Genomic DNA, 17,572 nt, shown 5'->3' with positions numbered 1-17,572 from the left:
TTAAAACCAATGCTTTTGCAACTGCCAAGTTGTTTGATGTAAAGAAAATTGTTCCTAAATACGAAGAAATATATAATAAAGCCTTGCAAATGGTTGAGTTGTAAAAAAGATAGTCTGCATCTATGAAAAATAATAAGTTATATATTATATTATTTTGTATTTTATTTTTTTCATTTTCTAGTTTTTCTCAAACAGAATTTAAAAAGATAAATTTTGAGTTATTGTATAGTAAAAAAAATCCTATAGTTGGTGCAAATATAGTTGTCGAAAATTCTAATCCAATAATAGGAACATCTTCCGATTTAAATGGAAAAGCAGAGCTTGATGTTAAAAATGAGAATGCTAAAGTATTAATTTCTTATTTAGGCCCGAGTGACTTAAATTTTGAAATTGTTAGAAATACTTATTTAATTAAAGTCAACATTCAAAAGAATACTATTATTTTTTACAACAGTAATCTTAAAAAGATAAAAAGAGTCAAAATTGAATGATAATTAATTTAACAAAATCCAAGCAAAATAAAATTAATCTTCCCTAAACTTCCATCGTTTGTGTGTCCAGAAATAATATTCGGGTGCTTCATAAATTTGTTTTTCAACCTCTCTTATAAAAAGCTCGCTAACTTTAAACTCGGGTAAACTATTAATATTATCAGTCATAGGAACAAACGTGGCTTCATAATATCCGCGTTTTATTTTCATTACACGCATATATAGTACATTCATATCTAAATTTCGTGCTAGCATTTCGCCACCAATATGTATGGGCACTTTATGACCCATAAAAGTATCCCAATATTTAGTTCTTGTTCTACCAGGAGTTTGGTCGCTTATAAAGCCATATATACCAAGTATTCCTTTTTGTTGATTTTCGGTAATTATTCTTTTCGTAGATTTTGTATCAATTAATGTAGCATTAAACCTTGAACGTATTTTTCGAACTAAATTATCAATATAAGGATTTTTAATTTTTTTATACACACCAAAACCTTTAAAGCTAGCGTGTGCACCTAATGCTATAGACCATTCCCAGCTGGCATAATGGGCATAAAATAAAATAATACTTTTTTGCTTTTTTTCGTATTCTTTAAAAACATCAAGATTAGTAAATGTAAATCTTTTTTGCATTTCTTTTTCAGATATTGTCATTGTTTTTATCATTTCCATAAAAACATCAACCATATGCTTATAAAATTTTTTTTCTACAATTAATCGTTCATTATTTGATAAATGAGGTAACGTTAAGGCTAAGTTTTTTCTAACAGTTGCTTTTCGGTATCCTACAATTCGGTAGATAAAAAAGCTAATACAATCTGATACAAAGTATAAAATAGGAAACGGTAAAATAGAAATAATCCATAGCAAAGGATAGACAAGAATATAGGCTAATCGCTGCATAAAATTTATTTTTTACAAATATACTTTATTAAAATAGTTTGTATTTGTAATTTTACTAAAATTTTAAAGTATGAATATTGTTTTACTTACTGTAATAGTAGCAAATTGTTTAGCAAGTTTTAAAGGTTTTAACGACACAGCTTTTTTTAGAAAGTACGAGTTTCATATAGGTAGTATAAAAGCAGGAGAACAAATTCGTATGCTTACTTCGGGGTTTCTTCATACCGATATTACGCATTTAGCCTTTAATATGATAACGCTTTATTTTTTTGCACCTGTTGTAATCGAAACTTTTGGAAACACTTTCTTTTTACTTGTATATTTCGGGAGTCTTTTAGCAGGTAATTTACTCACATTTTATATGTATAAAAATGAGTATTCGTATAGAGCAGTAGGAGCATCGGGCGCAGTTATGGGTATTATTTACAGTTCTATATTGCTGTATCCCGAAATGACATTGGGCTTGTTTTTTATTATTCCTATTCCGGGTTATATATTTGGTATTGGTTATTTGCTGTATTCTATTTACGGTATGAAATCGCGTAACGATAATATAGGACATGCAGCTCATTTTGGCGGAGCCATTGGTGGATATTTATTTACACTAATAAAAGCTCCTGTTTTAATTACAACTGAAACTAAAATGGTTGTTTTACTTTTAATTCCTATTATTATTTTGTTTTTTATGCAGCAAAACAAAAAGTTTTAGTTTGGCATAAGAATTGATTTGTCTAATAAAAAACATAAAATGAAAAAAATATTTTTAGTACTCACATTAGTTACAATTATGGTACAAGCACAAGAAATTAAACAAGTTCCTTCTATTTCGGTTAGTGGAGTTGGAAAAATAAAAGTAGTTCCAGACGAAGCTTTAATTACATTAGGTGTAGAAAACAACGGTAAAGATGCCGTTGAAGTTAAAAAACGTAACGACGAAATTGTAGATAGGGTTTTAAAAGCCATTAAAAAACATGCCATTTCAGATAAAGATTTTCAAACGCAACGTGTTTCTTTATACCGAAATCAAGATTATAAAACTAAAAAATATACCTATTACGCTTCGCAAACCTTAACTATAGATTTAAAAGATTTAAAAAAATACGACGAATTAATGATGGATTTGTTAGAAACAGGCATTAATCAAATTCAAGGTGTTCAATTTAAATCCTCTAAAATAAAAGAGTTTGAAGCTCAAGCACGCCAAGAAGCGATGCGCGATGCAAAGAAAAAAGCAGAAGATTATGTTGCAGTACTCAATCAAAAAGTAGGAAAAGCCTTAACTATTTCCGATAATTCACAAACTAATTATCCGCAACCACCAATGTATAGAATGATGAAAGCAGAAGCCATGATGGATGCCGCAGCGCCACAAAGAGAAACATTAGCAGTAGGCGAAATAGAAATACTAAGTACGGTTGCCGTAGTATTTGAGTTACAATAAAATTAAAATCATTTATAAACTAAAAAGACAACTGTTTACAGTTGTCTTTTTTATTAAATTAACGTGAGTTCGATACAAAAAATATTATAAAGCAATGCGTAGCATTGCATAGCTTTTACGCAGAATAGTTTGAAAAAGCTTTGAAAACAGGAGCAAAGCGACGCAAAGTTTTTCAAACGGTTTTAATCAGAGATTAAAAATTCCTCGTAAAAGTGTCCTTTCTTTTGATTCGTTTTCTTTGGACAAGCAAAGACTCGAGGCAAAGCCGAACAGAGCAAAGCTAAAATGAATAATAAAAAGACAAATAAAGTGTAAAGTACTGAAAATGAGAAATACACTTTTAAAAATTAAGTAAAGTTATATCGAACTCACGTTAAATTATAATGTTAAGTAGCGTTTACTAACCCATTTTTCTTCAACGCTAATACGACACCAATTGTCTCTTTCTTCATAAATAAAAACTTCGGTATCTTTTAAAACCGAGCCTATTTTTAAACCGTTTACGCTAGGCAAATTGCGAACATTTAAAATATCGGCATTTACAGTAGCTCTAATAACATCATCGGTATAGCGAGCATAAACCCAATGATCTTTTGACCCCGAAATTTTAAGCCAACCATTTTGCTCGGCATACACCCTTAAAATTGCGCCGTAAGTAGCAGGTTCTCTATCGCTAGTTTTACTATTACTGGTATTAGGACCAATGCGAACATTTAACGATGAAGCCGTAACCGATACATATTTTAATATAGTATAAGAATTAGTATTGGTTTGCCCGCTTAAGGCTTGCTGTACTAAAGGAATAAAATTTTGTTCGCAATCGTTTACTTTGTTTCCACCAAAAAAATTGGTGCCTGGGCACGATTTATTTCCACCGGCGCCATTGTTTCGTACACCATTACTTAATTTAAACCAATGGTGGTACACAATTTTATCAGTATTTACTGGAATGCTAAACTTATAGCAAATTGCAGCAGTAACCCTAATAATTGCTTCTTTTTGAAGTGCTGTCATTGTATCGCCACCAGTATCAAAATTACCTAGATTTTCAATACAAATTGCATTTTGGTTTTGCCCATAAATACAAGCAGGCGAATATTCTAAGTTTCTTCCTGTAAGTATTTTTCCGTCGGGAAAAATGGTAAAATGCTGTCCAATATCCATCCAACCTAACTCATTAACATGGTAATTTTGCATTCCCTTTTGCAATTCAAAATGATTATTTCCTGTAAATAAAGCGTAATTAGGGTTGTAAGTGTGGTGCTGTTGCAAGGTAATTATTGTTCGGGCAACGCGCAAGTTTTTAATATACGTTTCAAACTCGCTAACCGACATTTTAGTAAAATATCTATCCGATTCCATAATAAATTGATTGTTAGTTTGTTATAAATATAATAAAAAAACGAATACAATTCTTTTTTCTGAATAGTTTTGTTGCAATAAAATATTACCATAAATTAGATAGAATCTAATACGTTTCAGGTAATTTACAAGCTATTTAAGTTCAAGTTTTTCAATTCGGTCTCCAAGGGTTATTTTTTTCATTTCTTCTTCTAAGGCAATAAAGTTGTTTTTTTGAACAGTTTTTATTTGTTCTCCTTTTTTTAAAAGATGTATTTCATCGCAAGTGTCGTTAAGTGTCGAAAAAATATGTGATGAAAGCAAAACAATTTTATTGAGTTCTTTTAGTTTTAAAATTATTTCTGTTAAAATTATATTACTCTGAATATCAATGCCATTAAATGGTTCGTCAAAAATAAAGTAGTCATTTTCTTGAAGAAGAATAGCTGTAATTGCAAGTTTTTTCTTCATTCCTGTGGAGTATGTAGATGCGTATTGATTAAGAGGTAAATCAAAAATGTTTTTACTGTCAATTTGTACATTTGTTTTACCACGAGCATTGCAAAGTAACCTAATGTATTCGTTACCTGTTATTTTTGAAAAAAAGAAAGGATCTGTAAGAAGTAAACCTAAATTATTTTTTAAAGGAATTTTATCTGAAATTATTTCGCCATTATAACTTTCTAAACCTGCAATACATCTAAATAGTGTTGTTTTTCCTGCTCCATTTTCGCCTACAATACCATACACTTTTCCTTTTGAAAATTCCATTGAAATGTTTTTCAATACTTTGGTATTACCATAATTTTTGTTTAAGTTATTAATTTTAATCATTCAATAGATATTTTAATTTAGTGATAGATTTTTTGTAAAAAAATGGTAAAATAATCAATAATAAAGGAGGAAACGAGATGGCCAGTGCAATTAAAATGCCTTCTGTTAAATTCATTTCTCTTGGATATGCAGCGTATTTAGCAAAAATTACAGTCCAAAGAAACAAAAGTCCAATTAAAAAAAAGATGAGAATTAATCCGAATTCGTTTGGATAGTATACCAAAAGACTTATTAAAACTGGAATAGCTATAAGTGTAACGTTTTTAGATGCTTTTAAAACTTTATTTCGTAAAAAAACGTTGGGCGATTCGGAATAAATCCAAACATAATATTCATTTTCGGGTTTAATATAGTAACTTATCGATGTTAAAAAAATTAATAAAAAGGCGAAAATTCCCAAATTTAAATTATTAACCTTTATAGCTACAACAGTTAAAACATAAGCAATAAGAAATATGAAAAAGGTTTTTCTAAAACCTGTTGAAAATTCGAAAGGTTTTTTAGAAAAAGGAGTTGGAATTGTTAAATCGAAATTGGTGTGAAAAGAAAATGAAGCAAAAAAAACGGAACACAATAATAAAATACCAGCTTCAAAAAACAAACTTTTGTATAATAAAAATAATACAAAAGGTAAACAAACAATAACATTTTCTAATATTCTTATTTTTATTTTTGTTTTATTTCCAAAAGTGGCTAATAAAAAATCGGTTCTGTTTTTTTCGGAAAGTTTAAATTGCAAGCTAAAGCAAGCTAACAATAGTAAGTATTTAGCAAACGCTGTTTTACTAAACATATATTCTGAAAGCAAAACAAATACTAGTAAGCCTAAAAGATAACCTAGAAAAGGATCGAGTCCTGTTTCTTTAATCTTTCGGTTTGTCATTACAAATTGTAAGTTAAAATAATCTTTCATGTTATGCTTAAGCTTTTTTATAATAGCTTACAGCGTTTTGCGAACCAAAAATAAACTAAATTCCCAAATAATTACTAGGTGTAATTTGCTTCAATTCGTTTTTAATTGCCTCAGAAACATTAAGCGTTTCAATAAAGCTATGAATCGCATTTTTATTAATAACTGTATTTGTTCTTGTTAGTTCTTTTAGTGTTTCATACGGATTAGGATAACCTTCTCTCCTTAAAATAGTTTGAATCGCCTCGGCTACAACTGCCCAGTTTTTCTCTAAATCTTCTGCAAATTTAGCTTCGTTTAACAATAATTTGTTCAACCCTTTCAAGGTAGCTTCAAAAGCGATAATTGTATGTCCAAACGGTACGCCTACATTTCGTAAAACCGTACTATCGGTTAAATCGCGTTGTAATCTAGAAATTGGTAATTTAGCCGATAAATGTTCGAAAAGAGCATTGGCAATTCCTAAATTTCCTTCGCTATTTTCAAAATCAATTGGGTTAACTTTATGCGGCATCGCACTTGAACCAATTTCGCCAGTTCTTATTTTTTGCTTAAAATAATCCATAGATACATACGTCCAAATATCTCTGTCCAAATCAATTAAAATAGTATTAATTCGTTTTAAAGCATCAAAAAATGCAGCAAAATGGTCGTAATGTTCAATTTGTGTGGTTGGAAAAGAATGGTGTAAACCTAAACTGTCTTCTACGAATTTTGTTCCAAACGCTTTCCAATCAATACTTGGATAAGCAATTTTATGCGCATTATAATTACCTGTAGCACCACCAAACTTAGCCGCAAAAGGAACATTAAATAGCAAACGCATTTGCTCTTCTAATCGTTCTACAAACACTAAAATTTCTTTTCCCAATCGAGTAGGAGAGGCAGGTTGACCGTGAGTACGAGCCAACATAGGTACATTATTCCATTCAACAGATAAATCTTTTAACTTTTGAATAACAGCAACTAAACTAGGTAAATACACATTTTCAAAAGCTTCCTTGGTAGAAAGTGGAATCGCGGTGTTATTAATATCTTGTGAGGTTAACCCAAAATGAATAAATTCTTTATATTTTTCCAAACCTAAAGCATCGAATTTATGTTTAATAAAATATTCTACTGCTTTAACATCGTGATTGGTCGTTTTTTCTGTTTCTTTTATCCAAAGCGCATCTTTCGTAGAAAAGTTTTGATAAATAGTACGTAATTCTGGAAAAATTGAGGAATTAATTGCTGTCAATTGAGGAATTCCTGCTTCGCAAAGCGCAATAAAATATTCGACTTCTACTAATACACGATATTTTAGTAAAGCTTCTTCCGAAAAATAAGGTGCTAAGTTTTGAGTCTTATTTCGATAACGACCATCGACTGGCGAAATAGCATTTAGTTCAGTAAGTTGTTGCATTGTTGAGTTGTATTTTTTGAAGATGCAAATTTAGTAATAAGTGATAAGTTATGAGTTATAAGTCATCAGTTTTTTCTGAAAAAATTCAACTTTCGACTTTCAACTTTTAACCAACAACCCTTTTACAATTTCCATTCCTTCACTTGCTGACATTTTCATTATATGAACACGCTTTTCATCTACTTTATCAAAATCAGGATTTGCGTCGATATAAATTATCGGCACATTGGTTTTAGGATATTCAATTAAACTTGCCGCTGGATATACTTGCAACGATGTGCCAATTACCAATAATATATCAGCCGTTGCCGCCAATTGAACTGCTTCATTAAACAACGGAACAGCTTCGCCAAACCAAACTATTGCAGGTCGCAATTGCTCGCCATTTTCGTTTACATCGCCTATTTTTACATCATCTTCCCAAAAAATGGATTCGTTTTCCGAAAATTCTCCTCGCACTTTTTTCAATTCGCCATGTAAATGCAAAACGTTTGTACTTGCGGCACGTTCATGCAAATCATCTACATTTTGCGTAATAATGGTAATTTCAAAATAATTTTCTAATTCGGCTAAAATGCAATGCGCCGCATTAGGTAACACTTCTTTTAATTGCTTTCTACGTTGATTATAAAAATCCAAAACCAATTCCGGATTGTTTTGCCAACCTTCTGGCGAAGCTACTTCCATAACATCATGACCTTCCCAAAGCCCGTTGGCATCGCGAAAGGTTTTTATGCCACTTTCGGCACTAATGCCAGCACCAGTTAATACCACTAATTTTTTCATTAAAAATTAAAATTACTTACTTTGCATTAAAGATAACAATAAATGAATACCAAAGAAAAGGCACTTTTAGAATATTTACAAGGTTTTATAACCGAAAACCGAAAAGAGGGTTTTAAACGTGTTCTACAAAACAGAACTCAACATTTTACAATTGCTATAGAAGATGTGTATCAATTGCACAACACTAGTGCTGTTATGCGAAGCTGCGAAGTGTTTGGTATTCAAGAGCTACACGTAATTGAGCAAAAATTTGGCAAACGCATTGATAAAGAAATTGCAATGGGTGCTCAAAAATGGGTCGATGTTAATCGGTATTCAACCATTCAAAGTTGTATTGATGCTGTTAAAAGCAAAGGCTATCAAATAATTGCTACAACACCACATAACAATTCTTGTTTATTACAAGATTTTGACATTACAAAGCCTTCAGCCTTATTTTTTGGCACAGAAAAAGAAGGATTATCTGAAGAAATAATGCAGCAAGCCGATGGATTTGTTAAAATTCCGATGGTTGGCTTTACCGAAAGTTTAAATATTTCGGTTTCGGCAGCTATAATCATTCAAGATATTACAGCTCGTTTGCGTCGATCAAACTTGCAATGGCAATTAACCGAAGAAGAAATATTTGAAAAAACTTTAGACTGGACGCGTAAATCGATAAAAGATATTGATTTTATTGAGAAGAAGTTTTATGAATTATGAATTAGATAATTTGGAAATTTGAAAATGAGTGAGTTTTCAGTTTTCAGTTTACAGTAGCAGTACGCAAACTTGTCACTCCGTAGGAGTCTGGTTTTTGTTAGTCATTAGCGAATTAGTCAATTTGAAAATTTGAAAATGAGTGAGTTTTCAGTTTTCAGTTTACAGTAGCAGTACGCAAACTTGTCACTCCGTAGGAGTCTGGTTTTTGTTAGTCATTAGCGAATTAGTCAATTTGAAAATTTGAAAATGAGTGATTAGCTGTGAGCTGCTAACTAAAAAATAACTTGAAACTTGAAACTATAAAATATGAAATATAAATTACTTTTCAACTTTCAACTTTCAACTTTTGACTTTTGACTTTCAACTTTCAACTTTCAACATAAACTATTTATTCTTCTTCAAAATTTTATACTCTTCATAACAAGCGCTAATAGCATCTAAAATTTGCAAATCGTTAGCGGTTTTAATAAAATATTCAGAGTAGTTACAGTTTTGTAAAATTAAAGGAATATCGTCTTTATCAACTTCTAAAAGGGCTGCTATTGTTTGCCTATCATATTTTGTGGCTAATAAATCGCGAATGGTATTGTCTTTCTTTATTTCTTTCAACTTTCGCATTTCTCTTGGTCGTTTACCAAAAACATTATACAGAAAATCGGCAGGATTAAAAACAGATTGTAATACTTTTGTTACCGCATTAGGCGATTTATCGCCTACTTCGTAGCCAGCGTCTAAGCCCGATATGCTATAGCGTTTATTTTCAACAATAGGAATAAGGCGAGTATCAACCTCTACATATCCTGTTAAATTATATTGCTTAATAACAACTTCTTCTAGTGCAAATGCTTTTTCGGTTAATGCTACTTTTGCTGTTTTGTTTTTTATCCAATCGTTAGTAACTCTAACCTTAATAGTTTCAAACCCTAAATACGAAAACAAAAGAGTATCGTTTGCTTGCGCCATTATTTCGAATAAGCCATTGCCGTCAGATACCGTTCCTTTTACTTTTGTGGTATTAATGATATGAACATTATTCATGGGTAATAATGTTTGAGAGTTTAAAACAGTACCTTTTATAACATGCACAATGGTATCGTTTTGCGAAAAACAAACGCTAGTTGTATATAAAAAGAAAAAAACTATAAAATATCGCATATACATAATCAATGTTTCAAAAATACAAATCAAAATGAGATATTTTATAGTTTTAGGTTAGTTTTATCAGAAAATTAACGCTTTTTGTTCGCTAATACTAACTTCTTCTTGAACGTTTTGCTTTTTCAAAAAAACCTTTAGAATTGTCGGTAGCACTGCGTCGTCCTCTTTTTTCGCCAGTAGGTTTGCTATCATTTTTTCTATCGCTACGCTTTCTACCTGCTGTTTCATTTTTTCTACCAGAAAATTCGCTGCGTCTTCCGCCATCGCGTCTTCCACCATCTTTTCTGCTACTACGGCCACCATGGTCTCTGCGGCTATTGTTACGACTGCCGTCGTTTTTAGAAATTTCTACATTAATTTTTCGACCTTCAACTGTAATGTTGTTTAATGTTTCCATTACTTTGTCAACATGTTCAGCATCAGTATTAAAAAAAGAAAATCCTTCTTTTACATCTACTTTAAAAACATCGTCTCTACCAAATTCTAAAGTGTCACGTAAAAAATCTTTTAACGACATCCAGTCAAAATTATCGCGAGAGCCTATATTTATAAAGTAACGAACAGCACCTTCGCTTGGCGCTTGTTCTCTAGAATTGCCAACAGAAACAGCGCTTAAATCTCTCGATTTTCTGTAGTAGGCTAAAAATCGGTTAAATTCTACCGAAACCATTCGTTTTATAAGTTCTTCTTTTGGTAATTCTTTTAAAACTTCTTCAATAGCAGGTAAATACTTATCAATTTCGTGGTCAACTGCTACATCTTTAATTCGGTTTGCTAAGTGAAATAACTGAATTTCGCAAATTTCCATTCCAGACGGAATAGGTTTTTCTTCAAACTTTGTTTTAATTATTTTTTCAATTTGATGAATTTTTCGCAACTCACTTTTTGTAATAATAACCATTGAAGTACCCGATTTTCCAGCACGACCTGTACGACCAGAACGGTGTGTGTAGGTTTCTATTTCGTCTGGTAATTGGTAGTTAATAACGTGTGTAATATCATCTACATCAATACCACGAGCAGCAACATCAGTAGCTACAAGCATTTGAATTTGTCTGCCACGAAAAGACTTCATTACACCATCTCTTTGTGCTTGCGATAAATCGCCGTGTAATGCAGCCGCATTATAACCATCTTCAATTAATTTATCGGCAATGGCTTGCGTGTCGCGTTTGGTTCTACAAAATACAACCGAAAAAATATCCGGATTAGCATCGGCCAAACGTTTTAATGCAGCATAACGATCGCGACCACTAACCAAATAAAATTCGTGCGATACATTTTCGTTACCCGAGTTTTTATGCCCTACAGTAATTTCAACAGGTTGGTGCATAAATTGTTTAGCAATACTAGCTACTTCTTTAGGCATTGTAGCCGAAAATAACCAAGTCGATTTTTCTTCTGGAGTATCGGCTAAAATAGAAGTAATATCTTCATAAAAGCCCATGTTTAGCATTTCATCGGCTTCATCTAAAACACAATAATCGATGTTCTTAATGTTAACCATTCCACGGTTAATCATATCTTGCATTCTGCCAGGTGTAGCTACAATAATTTGTGCACCACGTTTTACTTCTTTTGCTTGTTCGGTAATGCTTGCGCCACCATAAACAGCTACAGTATGTAATCCTTTAACGTATTTAGAATACAGTTTAATTTCGTTGGTAATTTGCAAACACAACTCCCTTGTTGGAGAAAGAATTAATGCTTGTGTGTTACGATTTTCGGCATCAATTTTTTGAATAAGAGGAAAACCAAATGCTGCGGTTTTACCTGTTCCTGTTTGTGCCAATGCAACAATATCAGTGTCTTTTTCTAATAAAATAGGAATCGCCTTTTCCTGTACTTCCGATGGATTTTCAAATCCAAGATCTTTAATCGCGAGCAATAGCGATTCGTTAAGACCTAATTGTTCAAATTTATTCATTATAATTTTTAAAATTGGGTGCAAAGGTAGTTAAAAGTTATCAGTTTAGCGATATGGGCTATTACTTTTTTAAATTTTAATTTTGTTGAAAATCAATCTGTTTTATACTATAAATGTCAAAAGTCAAAAGTCAAAAGTCAAAAGTCAAAAGTCAAAAGTCAAAAGTCGAAAGTAAACTCATAACTCATAATTGACTAATTCGCTAATTCGCTAATCGCTTACAGCTAAAAGCTAACCGCTAATAAAAATACTAAAAAACAACAAACAAAGAAACCGAAAGTTAAAATTTCTTCTAACTTCCAGTTTCTTGTTAAATACAAACTGTAAACCGTTAACTGTAAACTAATAAACTGTATCTGTTTAGACTTAAAATATAAAAATGTAAAAAATAAGAGAAATAATATCTTTGCAAAATGATTGAAGTTTTAGATTTTATAGGTGTTTTTGTTTTTGCTATTTCGGGCGTTTTAACGGCAATTAATAAAAAACTCGATTTGTTTGGGGTATTCATAATTGCTTTTGTAACGGCACTAGGTGGTGGAACTTTGCGCGATACTTTAATAGGCAGAACACCAGTTGGCTGGATGCAAGATGTAAATTATGTGTATCTTATACTAATTGCATATATTGTAGCTATTTTGTTTCGCAATTATTTAAATAAACTTCGAATATCGTTATTCCTTTTTGATACTATTGGTTTAGGTGTTTTTACATTAATTGGTATAGAAAAAGGGTTAGCCTTCGGTTTGCACCCAATAATTTGTATTGCATTGGGAACAATTACAGCAACTTTTGGCGGATTAATTCGCGATATTTTGTGTAACGAAATTCCACTTTTATTACAAAAAGGAACTATTTATGCTACGATTTGCATAATTGGCGGTTTGGTATTTTTTATTTTACGAAAAGTAGGCTTAGAAGATTCAGTAAATGAATTGATAACTTCAATTTTAATAATTGTAGTTCGATTAGGAGCCGTTCGTTATAATTGGAGTTTACCTGTTTTACAAATAAAACCTTAAATATTTTCTAAAAAAGCAATCAATTTTCTTGTAGCAATACCACGATGGCTTAGTGCTGCTTTTTCACTCATTTCCATCTCGGCAAAGGTTTTATCAAATCCTTCTGGAACAAAAATAGGATCATAACCAAAACCTTTTGCTCCTTTTTTTTCTTCAATTATTTTGCCTTTTACAATTCCTTCAAATAAGTGTTGCTCGTTGTTAATACGGAGTGCAATTATGGTTTTAAATTGCGCATCTCTATTGTTTTTATTTTTTAAACTTTCAAGAAGTTTGTTCATATTATCATCAGCATTTTTTTGTTCGCCAGCATAACGTGCCGAATACACACCAGGCGCACCATTTAAAGCACCAACTTCTAAACCGGTATCGTCTGCAAAACAATTGTAACCGTATTTTTTGCTAACATAATTGGCTTTAAAAATAGCATTTCCTTCAATAGTTTCAGCGGTTTCAGGTATATCTTCAAAACATCCAATATCTTCTAAACTCAATAGTTTAATAGAAGCAGAAAGTAACTGTTTAATCTCGGAAATTTTATTTTTATTAGTAGAGGCAAAAACAATCGTCATAAAAATGAATTTTAAATTTAGCTCAAAAATAAGAAAACGATTTCTAAAAAAATGAACTCCAAATAAATTATTAAAAAGTAAAATTTATTATTATTTTTGTCCCGTTTTTAAAACACTTTTAAATTATGGTAAAAGATTTATTTGCAAGAATACAAGATAATAAAGGACCGTTAGGAAAATGGGCTTCGCAAGCAGAAGGGTATTATGTATTTCCAAAGTTAGAAGGCGATTTAGGTCCACGAATGAAGTTTCATGGAAAAGAAATTTTAAACTGGAGTATTAACGACTATTTAGGTTTAGCCAATCATCCAGAAATTAGAAAAGCCGATGCAGAAGCTGCGCAACAATGGGGAGCCGCTTACCCAATGGGAGCTCGAATGATGAGTGGTCATACAACCTATCATGAACAATTGCAAAATGAATTGGCAGCTTTTGTTCAAAAAGAAGCCGCTTACTTATTAAACTTTGGTTATCAAGGTATGGTATCAATTATTGATGCTTTAGTAACCAAAAACGATATTATTGTGTACGATGTAGATTCGCATGCTTGTATTATAGATGGCGTTCGTTTACACATGGGTAAACGTTTTACCTATAAACACAACGATTTAGAAAGTATGGAGAAAAACCTGCAACGTGCAACCAAAATGGCAGAAGAAACAGGCGGTGGAATTCTTTTTATTACCGAAGGTGTTTTTGGTATGCGTGGGCAACAAGGAAAGTTAAAAGAAATTGTAGAAATGAAGAAAAAATACAATTTTAGACTTTTAGTTGACGATGCTCATGGTTTTGGAACATTAGGTAAAACCGGTGCTGGAGCAGGAGAGGAGCAAGGCTGCCAAGAAGGTATAGATGTGTATTTCTCAACATTTGCAAAATCAATGGCAAGTATTGGTGCTTTTGTGGCTGCTGATAAAGATATTATCGATTATTTAAAATACAATTTACGTTCGCAAATGTTTGCTAAATCGTTACCAATGATTCAAACTATTGGTGCTTTAAAACGATTGGAAATGTTGCGTACCATGCCCGAATTAAAAAACAAACTTTGGGAAAACGTAAACGCACTACAAAACGGTTTAAAAGAAAAAGGCTTTAATATTGGCGATACCAATACTTGTGTAACTCCAGTTTATCTTGAAGGTTCTATACCAGAAGCAATGGTAATGGTAAACGATTTACGCGAAAATTATGGCATTTTCTTATCAATTGTTGTATATCCAGTAATTCCAAAAGGAATTATTTTATTGCGAATGATACCAACGGCTTCGCATACTATGCAAGATATTGAAGATACATTAGCCGCATTTGAAGCTATTCGTGAAAAATTAGTTAATGGAACTTATAAAAAATTAGCAGAAGCTAATGTTGAAAACGTTGAATAAATAAACCTTGTTGGGTGTAATTAAAATAGGTAATTATTTCCGTCAGTTTGAGTGATTTTTGATAGAAAATCGTATCGAAAACTAGGAAGAATTACTTTCAAATCGATTCTCGATATAAAATTCTAAAAGAATTTTACTCGAATTGACGATTTGGAGTAATTGCACCCAACGGGTTAAATAAAGCATTTTACGACTATAATCAAATCCACCCTAATAAGGTGGGTTTTTTTATTGATTATTTCTTGTTAAATTTTGCATGGTATAAAAATTGTAGTATTTTTATCTAAATAAATTAAAAGCCTTAGTATGAAATTAGTACCTTTAAATTTTAAGTACAGAAAAACGGTACATTATACATTACTCGTTTGTATTATATTGCTTCAGGTTTTATTAGTAATTTTCTTTTATAACGAAATTGTTAATGAAAGAAAATTAGACGAAATAGAGAAAAAAATTGATAGAAGCAAACAACTTAAAGAGTATTTAGCGACTACACAAACCGATCTTTTTAATGCTCAACAAGGTTTTCAATCGTTATTGGTTAAAAACGAAGATTCGTTATTAAAACAATATAAAAATTCTTTACAAAAGTTTAATACAAGCCTTAACACTTTAACCGATTCTACATTTGTGTTTCCAGAGTTTAAAAAACTTGAAATAGCCGATACTTTACAAATAGATAAAGACAATTTTAAAAATATGATTGATTCTATTGTAAATGAAAAAACAAAATTAGAATCGTTTAATTTAGAAGACTTAAACATTCAATCCTACAACTATAAAGATGTACTCAATAGTATTGATGTACAATCAACAGTTGAAGTAGATAGTGTGAAGAAAAAAGGTCTTTTTGGGAGAATTGGTAGCGCATTAAAAGGCGATGTTGATGTGCAAAAAGAAAAAGTAAATGTGGTAGTTACTATGAAATTTGGCAAACAGCTAAGTTCGGGTACTATTCAAGAGCAAATGGCCAAAATTTTTGAAAACACTAACAACTACTATAGCAGTAAAATTGTAAGTTTACGCAATCAAATGCAGAAATTAAAAAATGGTGAAAAATCATTTTTAGCAAGAAATAACGAACTTTTAGAATACAGTAACTCACTTTTAAATATTTATACCACTTCAATTAGTAAATTGCAAGACAATTTAGTAGAACAATTTACCACACAATATAAAACCAACAAATCCATACGAAATTTTGCAGTTATAGGTTTAATAATTATAATGTTAGTAGTGTCGTTAGCATTAGGTTACTTAACAAAAATAGCTTTTGAATATGAAGATAGGCTAGAAAAAGCGAACGAAGAAATTTCAAACAACTTAAGTTTTAAAAATAGAATATTAGGTATGCTATCACACGAAATACGTTCGCCATTAAATATTATTTCAATTATTTCTAAAAAAATATTAAATACAACAAAAGACGATAGTATAAAACAAAACTTAAACTCGGTATATTTTACAACCAATTCGCTAAAGTTTCAAGCAAACCAAATATTAGAATACACAAAAGGAGAATTTCAAAAAGCCGAATTAAAGCCTACGCATTTTAATGTTAACGATGAAGTAACCAATATTTTAGAAGCCTTACGAGCGAATGTTGAAAGTGGCGGAAACAAACTACTTGTAAAAAACACTATTCCAGCAGATTTAACAGTAAATTCAGATGCGGTAAAAATTCATCAATTGTTTTTAAATTTAGTAGGAAATGCTAATAAATTTACGTCTAACGGAACTATTGAAGTTTTTACTGCAATTACACAAAATTCAGATAAAAATTGTAAATTAGAAGCAGAAATTTCCGATACGGGTTCTGGTATTTCAAAAGACGATTTAAATAAAATTTTTGATTTGTATTACCAAGGTGTTATATCGGAAAAAGTTAAAAACTTAGGCGCAGGATTAGGATTAAATCTCTGCAAAGAAATTGTAGAACTTTATAATGGCACGATTCGTGTAGATAGCGAATTAGGCAAAGGAACAAAAGTAACATTCTCTTTGTATTTAGATAAATAAAATGGAAGAAAAAACAAGTAATTTACGGTTTTTACTAGCCGATGATCATTCTATAATTAGACAAGGTTTAGAACTATTAATAGAAGAAGAATTTTTAAGTGCAGAAGTACAACAAGTAGGCAATATAAAAGAAGTTTTGCATAAACTTAACGAAACAACTTTCGATATTTTAGTATTAGATATTAGTTTTCCCGATGGAAACTCGTTAAGTTATTTACCCAATATTTTAGAAATTCAACCCAAATTAAAAATTTTAATTTTCACAGCTTTTGAAGAAGATTTGTATGCGCTACGGTATATAAAAGCAGGTGCTGTAGGTTATTTAAACAAATTAAGCGAAGAAAAAGAAATAAAAACTGCATTACAAAACTTAGTAATTAAAGGCAAACATATTTCGCCTAACATTCAAGAACAAATACTGGAAAGTTATTTAAAAAAAACACCTTTAAATCCATTAGACAAACTTTCTGATAGAGAAATGGAAGTAGCTACTTTGCTAGTAAAAGGCTATGGCAATTTAGAGGTTTCTACAAAACTAGATATTAAACAAAATACCATTAGTACTTTAAAAAGCCGTGTATTTCAAAAGCTAGAAATTCAAAATTTACCAGAACTTATTCAAATTTTTAACGTTTATTTTGAAGAATAATCACCCTTGTAGAAAAAAATCTAC

Annotated in this window: 17 protein-coding genes; 8 read left to right on the top strand and 9 right to left on the bottom strand. The window is 31.0% G+C overall.

The window, feature by feature from the left end:
* Window positions 1-122: 122 nt before the first annotated feature.
* Complete coding sequence (locus R2808_RS10070) at window positions 123-491, top strand: hypothetical protein (RefSeq protein WP_371270866.1); 369 nt, start codon at window positions 123-125, stop codon at window positions 489-491.
* 33 nt (window positions 492-524) lie between these two features.
* On the opposite strand, the gene R2808_RS10065 is transcribed toward R2808_RS10070, so the two are convergent.
* Window positions 525-1,397 (bottom strand): lysophospholipid acyltransferase family protein, encoded by an 873-nt coding sequence (locus tag R2808_RS10065; protein ID WP_371270864.1) that lies wholly within the window; start codon window positions 1,395-1,397, stop codon window positions 525-527.
* Between the two features lie 70 nt (window positions 1,398-1,467).
* On the opposite strand from R2808_RS10065, the gene R2808_RS10060 reads away from it, so the two are divergent.
* Window positions 1,468-2,106 carry a rhomboid family intramembrane serine protease gene (locus tag R2808_RS10060; RefSeq protein ID WP_371270863.1) on the top strand — a complete coding sequence of 213 codons (639 nt, stop codon included), beginning with the start codon at window positions 1,468-1,470 and terminating at the stop codon, window positions 2,104-2,106.
* A gap of 39 nt (window positions 2,107-2,145) precedes the next feature.
* Window positions 2,146-2,838 carry an SIMPL domain-containing protein gene (locus R2808_RS10055; protein WP_371270862.1) on the top strand — a complete coding sequence of 231 codons (693 nt, stop codon included), beginning with the start codon at window positions 2,146-2,148 and terminating at the stop codon, window positions 2,836-2,838.
* Window positions 2,839-3,216: 378 nt separating this feature from the next.
* Here R2808_RS10055 and R2808_RS10050 read toward each other — a convergent pair whose 3' ends face one another.
* From R2808_RS10050 to R2808_RS10030, 5 genes are all read right to left on the bottom strand, one after another.
* Window positions 3,217-4,200 carry an SH3 domain-containing protein gene (locus R2808_RS10050; RefSeq protein ID WP_371270861.1) on the bottom strand — a complete coding sequence of 328 codons (984 nt, stop codon included), beginning with the start codon at window positions 4,198-4,200 and terminating at the stop codon, window positions 3,217-3,219.
* 132 nt (window positions 4,201-4,332) lie between these two features.
* The gene (locus tag R2808_RS10045) at window positions 4,333-5,013 is read right to left on the bottom strand and encodes an ATP-binding cassette domain-containing protein (RefSeq protein WP_371270860.1); all 681 of its coding nucleotides are present in this window, start codon (window positions 5,011-5,013) and stop codon (window positions 4,333-4,335) included.
* Window positions 5,006-5,926 (bottom strand): ABC transporter permease, encoded by a 921-nt coding sequence (locus R2808_RS10040; RefSeq protein ID WP_371270859.1) that lies wholly within the window; start codon window positions 5,924-5,926, stop codon window positions 5,006-5,008. The genes R2808_RS10045 and R2808_RS10040 overlap by 8 nt, the downstream gene beginning before the upstream one ends.
* Before the next feature lie 55 nt (window positions 5,927-5,981).
* Window positions 5,982-7,328, bottom strand: a complete 1,347-nt coding sequence (purB, locus tag R2808_RS10035; protein ID WP_371270858.1) for an adenylosuccinate lyase — start codon at window positions 7,326-7,328, stop codon at window positions 5,982-5,984.
* A gap of 99 nt (window positions 7,329-7,427) precedes the next feature.
* Window positions 7,428-8,114: an NAD-dependent deacylase gene (locus tag R2808_RS10030; protein ID WP_371270857.1), complete on the bottom strand. Its 687-nt coding sequence runs from the start codon at window positions 8,112-8,114 to the stop codon at window positions 7,428-7,430.
* A gap of 42 nt (window positions 8,115-8,156) precedes the next feature.
* Between R2808_RS10030 and R2808_RS10025 the strand changes: the two genes are divergently transcribed.
* Complete coding sequence (locus R2808_RS10025) at window positions 8,157-8,816, top strand: TrmH family RNA methyltransferase (RefSeq protein WP_371270856.1); 660 nt, start codon at window positions 8,157-8,159, stop codon at window positions 8,814-8,816.
* A gap of 384 nt (window positions 8,817-9,200) precedes the next feature.
* Here the strand turns inward: R2808_RS10025 and R2808_RS10020 are convergent, their stop codons facing one another.
* Both R2808_RS10020 and R2808_RS10015 read right to left on the bottom strand, forming a co-directional pair.
* Window positions 9,201-9,971: a carboxypeptidase-like regulatory domain-containing protein gene (locus R2808_RS10020; RefSeq protein ID WP_371270855.1), complete on the bottom strand. Its 771-nt coding sequence runs from the start codon at window positions 9,969-9,971 to the stop codon at window positions 9,201-9,203.
* 97 nt (window positions 9,972-10,068) lie between these two features.
* Window positions 10,069-11,901 carry a DEAD/DEAH box helicase gene (locus R2808_RS10015; RefSeq protein WP_371270853.1) on the bottom strand — a complete coding sequence of 611 codons (1,833 nt, stop codon included), beginning with the start codon at window positions 11,899-11,901 and terminating at the stop codon, window positions 10,069-10,071.
* 413 nt (window positions 11,902-12,314) lie between these two features.
* Here R2808_RS10015 and R2808_RS10010 point away from each other — a divergent pair, with 413 nt between their 5' ends.
* On the top strand, window positions 12,315-12,923 hold the full coding sequence (locus R2808_RS10010) for a trimeric intracellular cation channel family protein (RefSeq protein WP_371270851.1): 609 nt from the start codon (window positions 12,315-12,317) through the stop codon (window positions 12,921-12,923).
* Here the strand turns inward: R2808_RS10010 and R2808_RS10005 are convergent.
* Window positions 12,920-13,495: a non-canonical purine NTP diphosphatase gene (locus R2808_RS10005; protein WP_371270850.1), complete on the bottom strand. Its 576-nt coding sequence runs from the start codon at window positions 13,493-13,495 to the stop codon at window positions 12,920-12,922. The two genes, R2808_RS10010 and R2808_RS10005, sit on opposite strands and share 4 nt — an antisense overlap.
* Before the next feature lie 125 nt (window positions 13,496-13,620).
* Between R2808_RS10005 and R2808_RS10000 the strand changes: the two genes are divergently transcribed.
* The 3 genes from R2808_RS10000 to R2808_RS09990 all read left to right on the top strand — a co-directional run bounded on the left by R2808_RS10000 (window position 13,621) and on the right by R2808_RS09990 (window position 17,548).
* Window positions 13,621-14,880, top strand: coding sequence for an aminotransferase class I/II-fold pyridoxal phosphate-dependent enzyme (locus tag R2808_RS10000; RefSeq protein WP_371270849.1), 1,260 nt, complete (start codon window positions 13,621-13,623; stop codon window positions 14,878-14,880).
* A gap of 306 nt (window positions 14,881-15,186) precedes the next feature.
* Window positions 15,187-16,899 (top strand): sensor histidine kinase, encoded by a 1,713-nt coding sequence (locus R2808_RS09995; RefSeq protein WP_371270848.1) that lies wholly within the window; start codon window positions 15,187-15,189, stop codon window positions 16,897-16,899.
* Between the two features lies 1 nt (window position 16,900).
* Window positions 16,901-17,548: a response regulator gene (locus R2808_RS09990; RefSeq protein WP_371270847.1), complete on the top strand. Its 648-nt coding sequence runs from the start codon at window positions 16,901-16,903 to the stop codon at window positions 17,546-17,548.
* Window positions 17,549-17,572 lie beyond the last annotated feature (24 nt).

Source organism: Flavobacterium sp., from assembly GCF_041392005.1.
In the GTDB taxonomy this organism is placed as follows: Bacteria; Bacteroidota; Bacteroidia; order Flavobacteriales; family Flavobacteriaceae; genus Flavobacterium.
The sequence above is the reverse complement of the archived record's forward strand: the minus strand, read 5'-3'. Positions and strand labels throughout refer to the sequence as shown.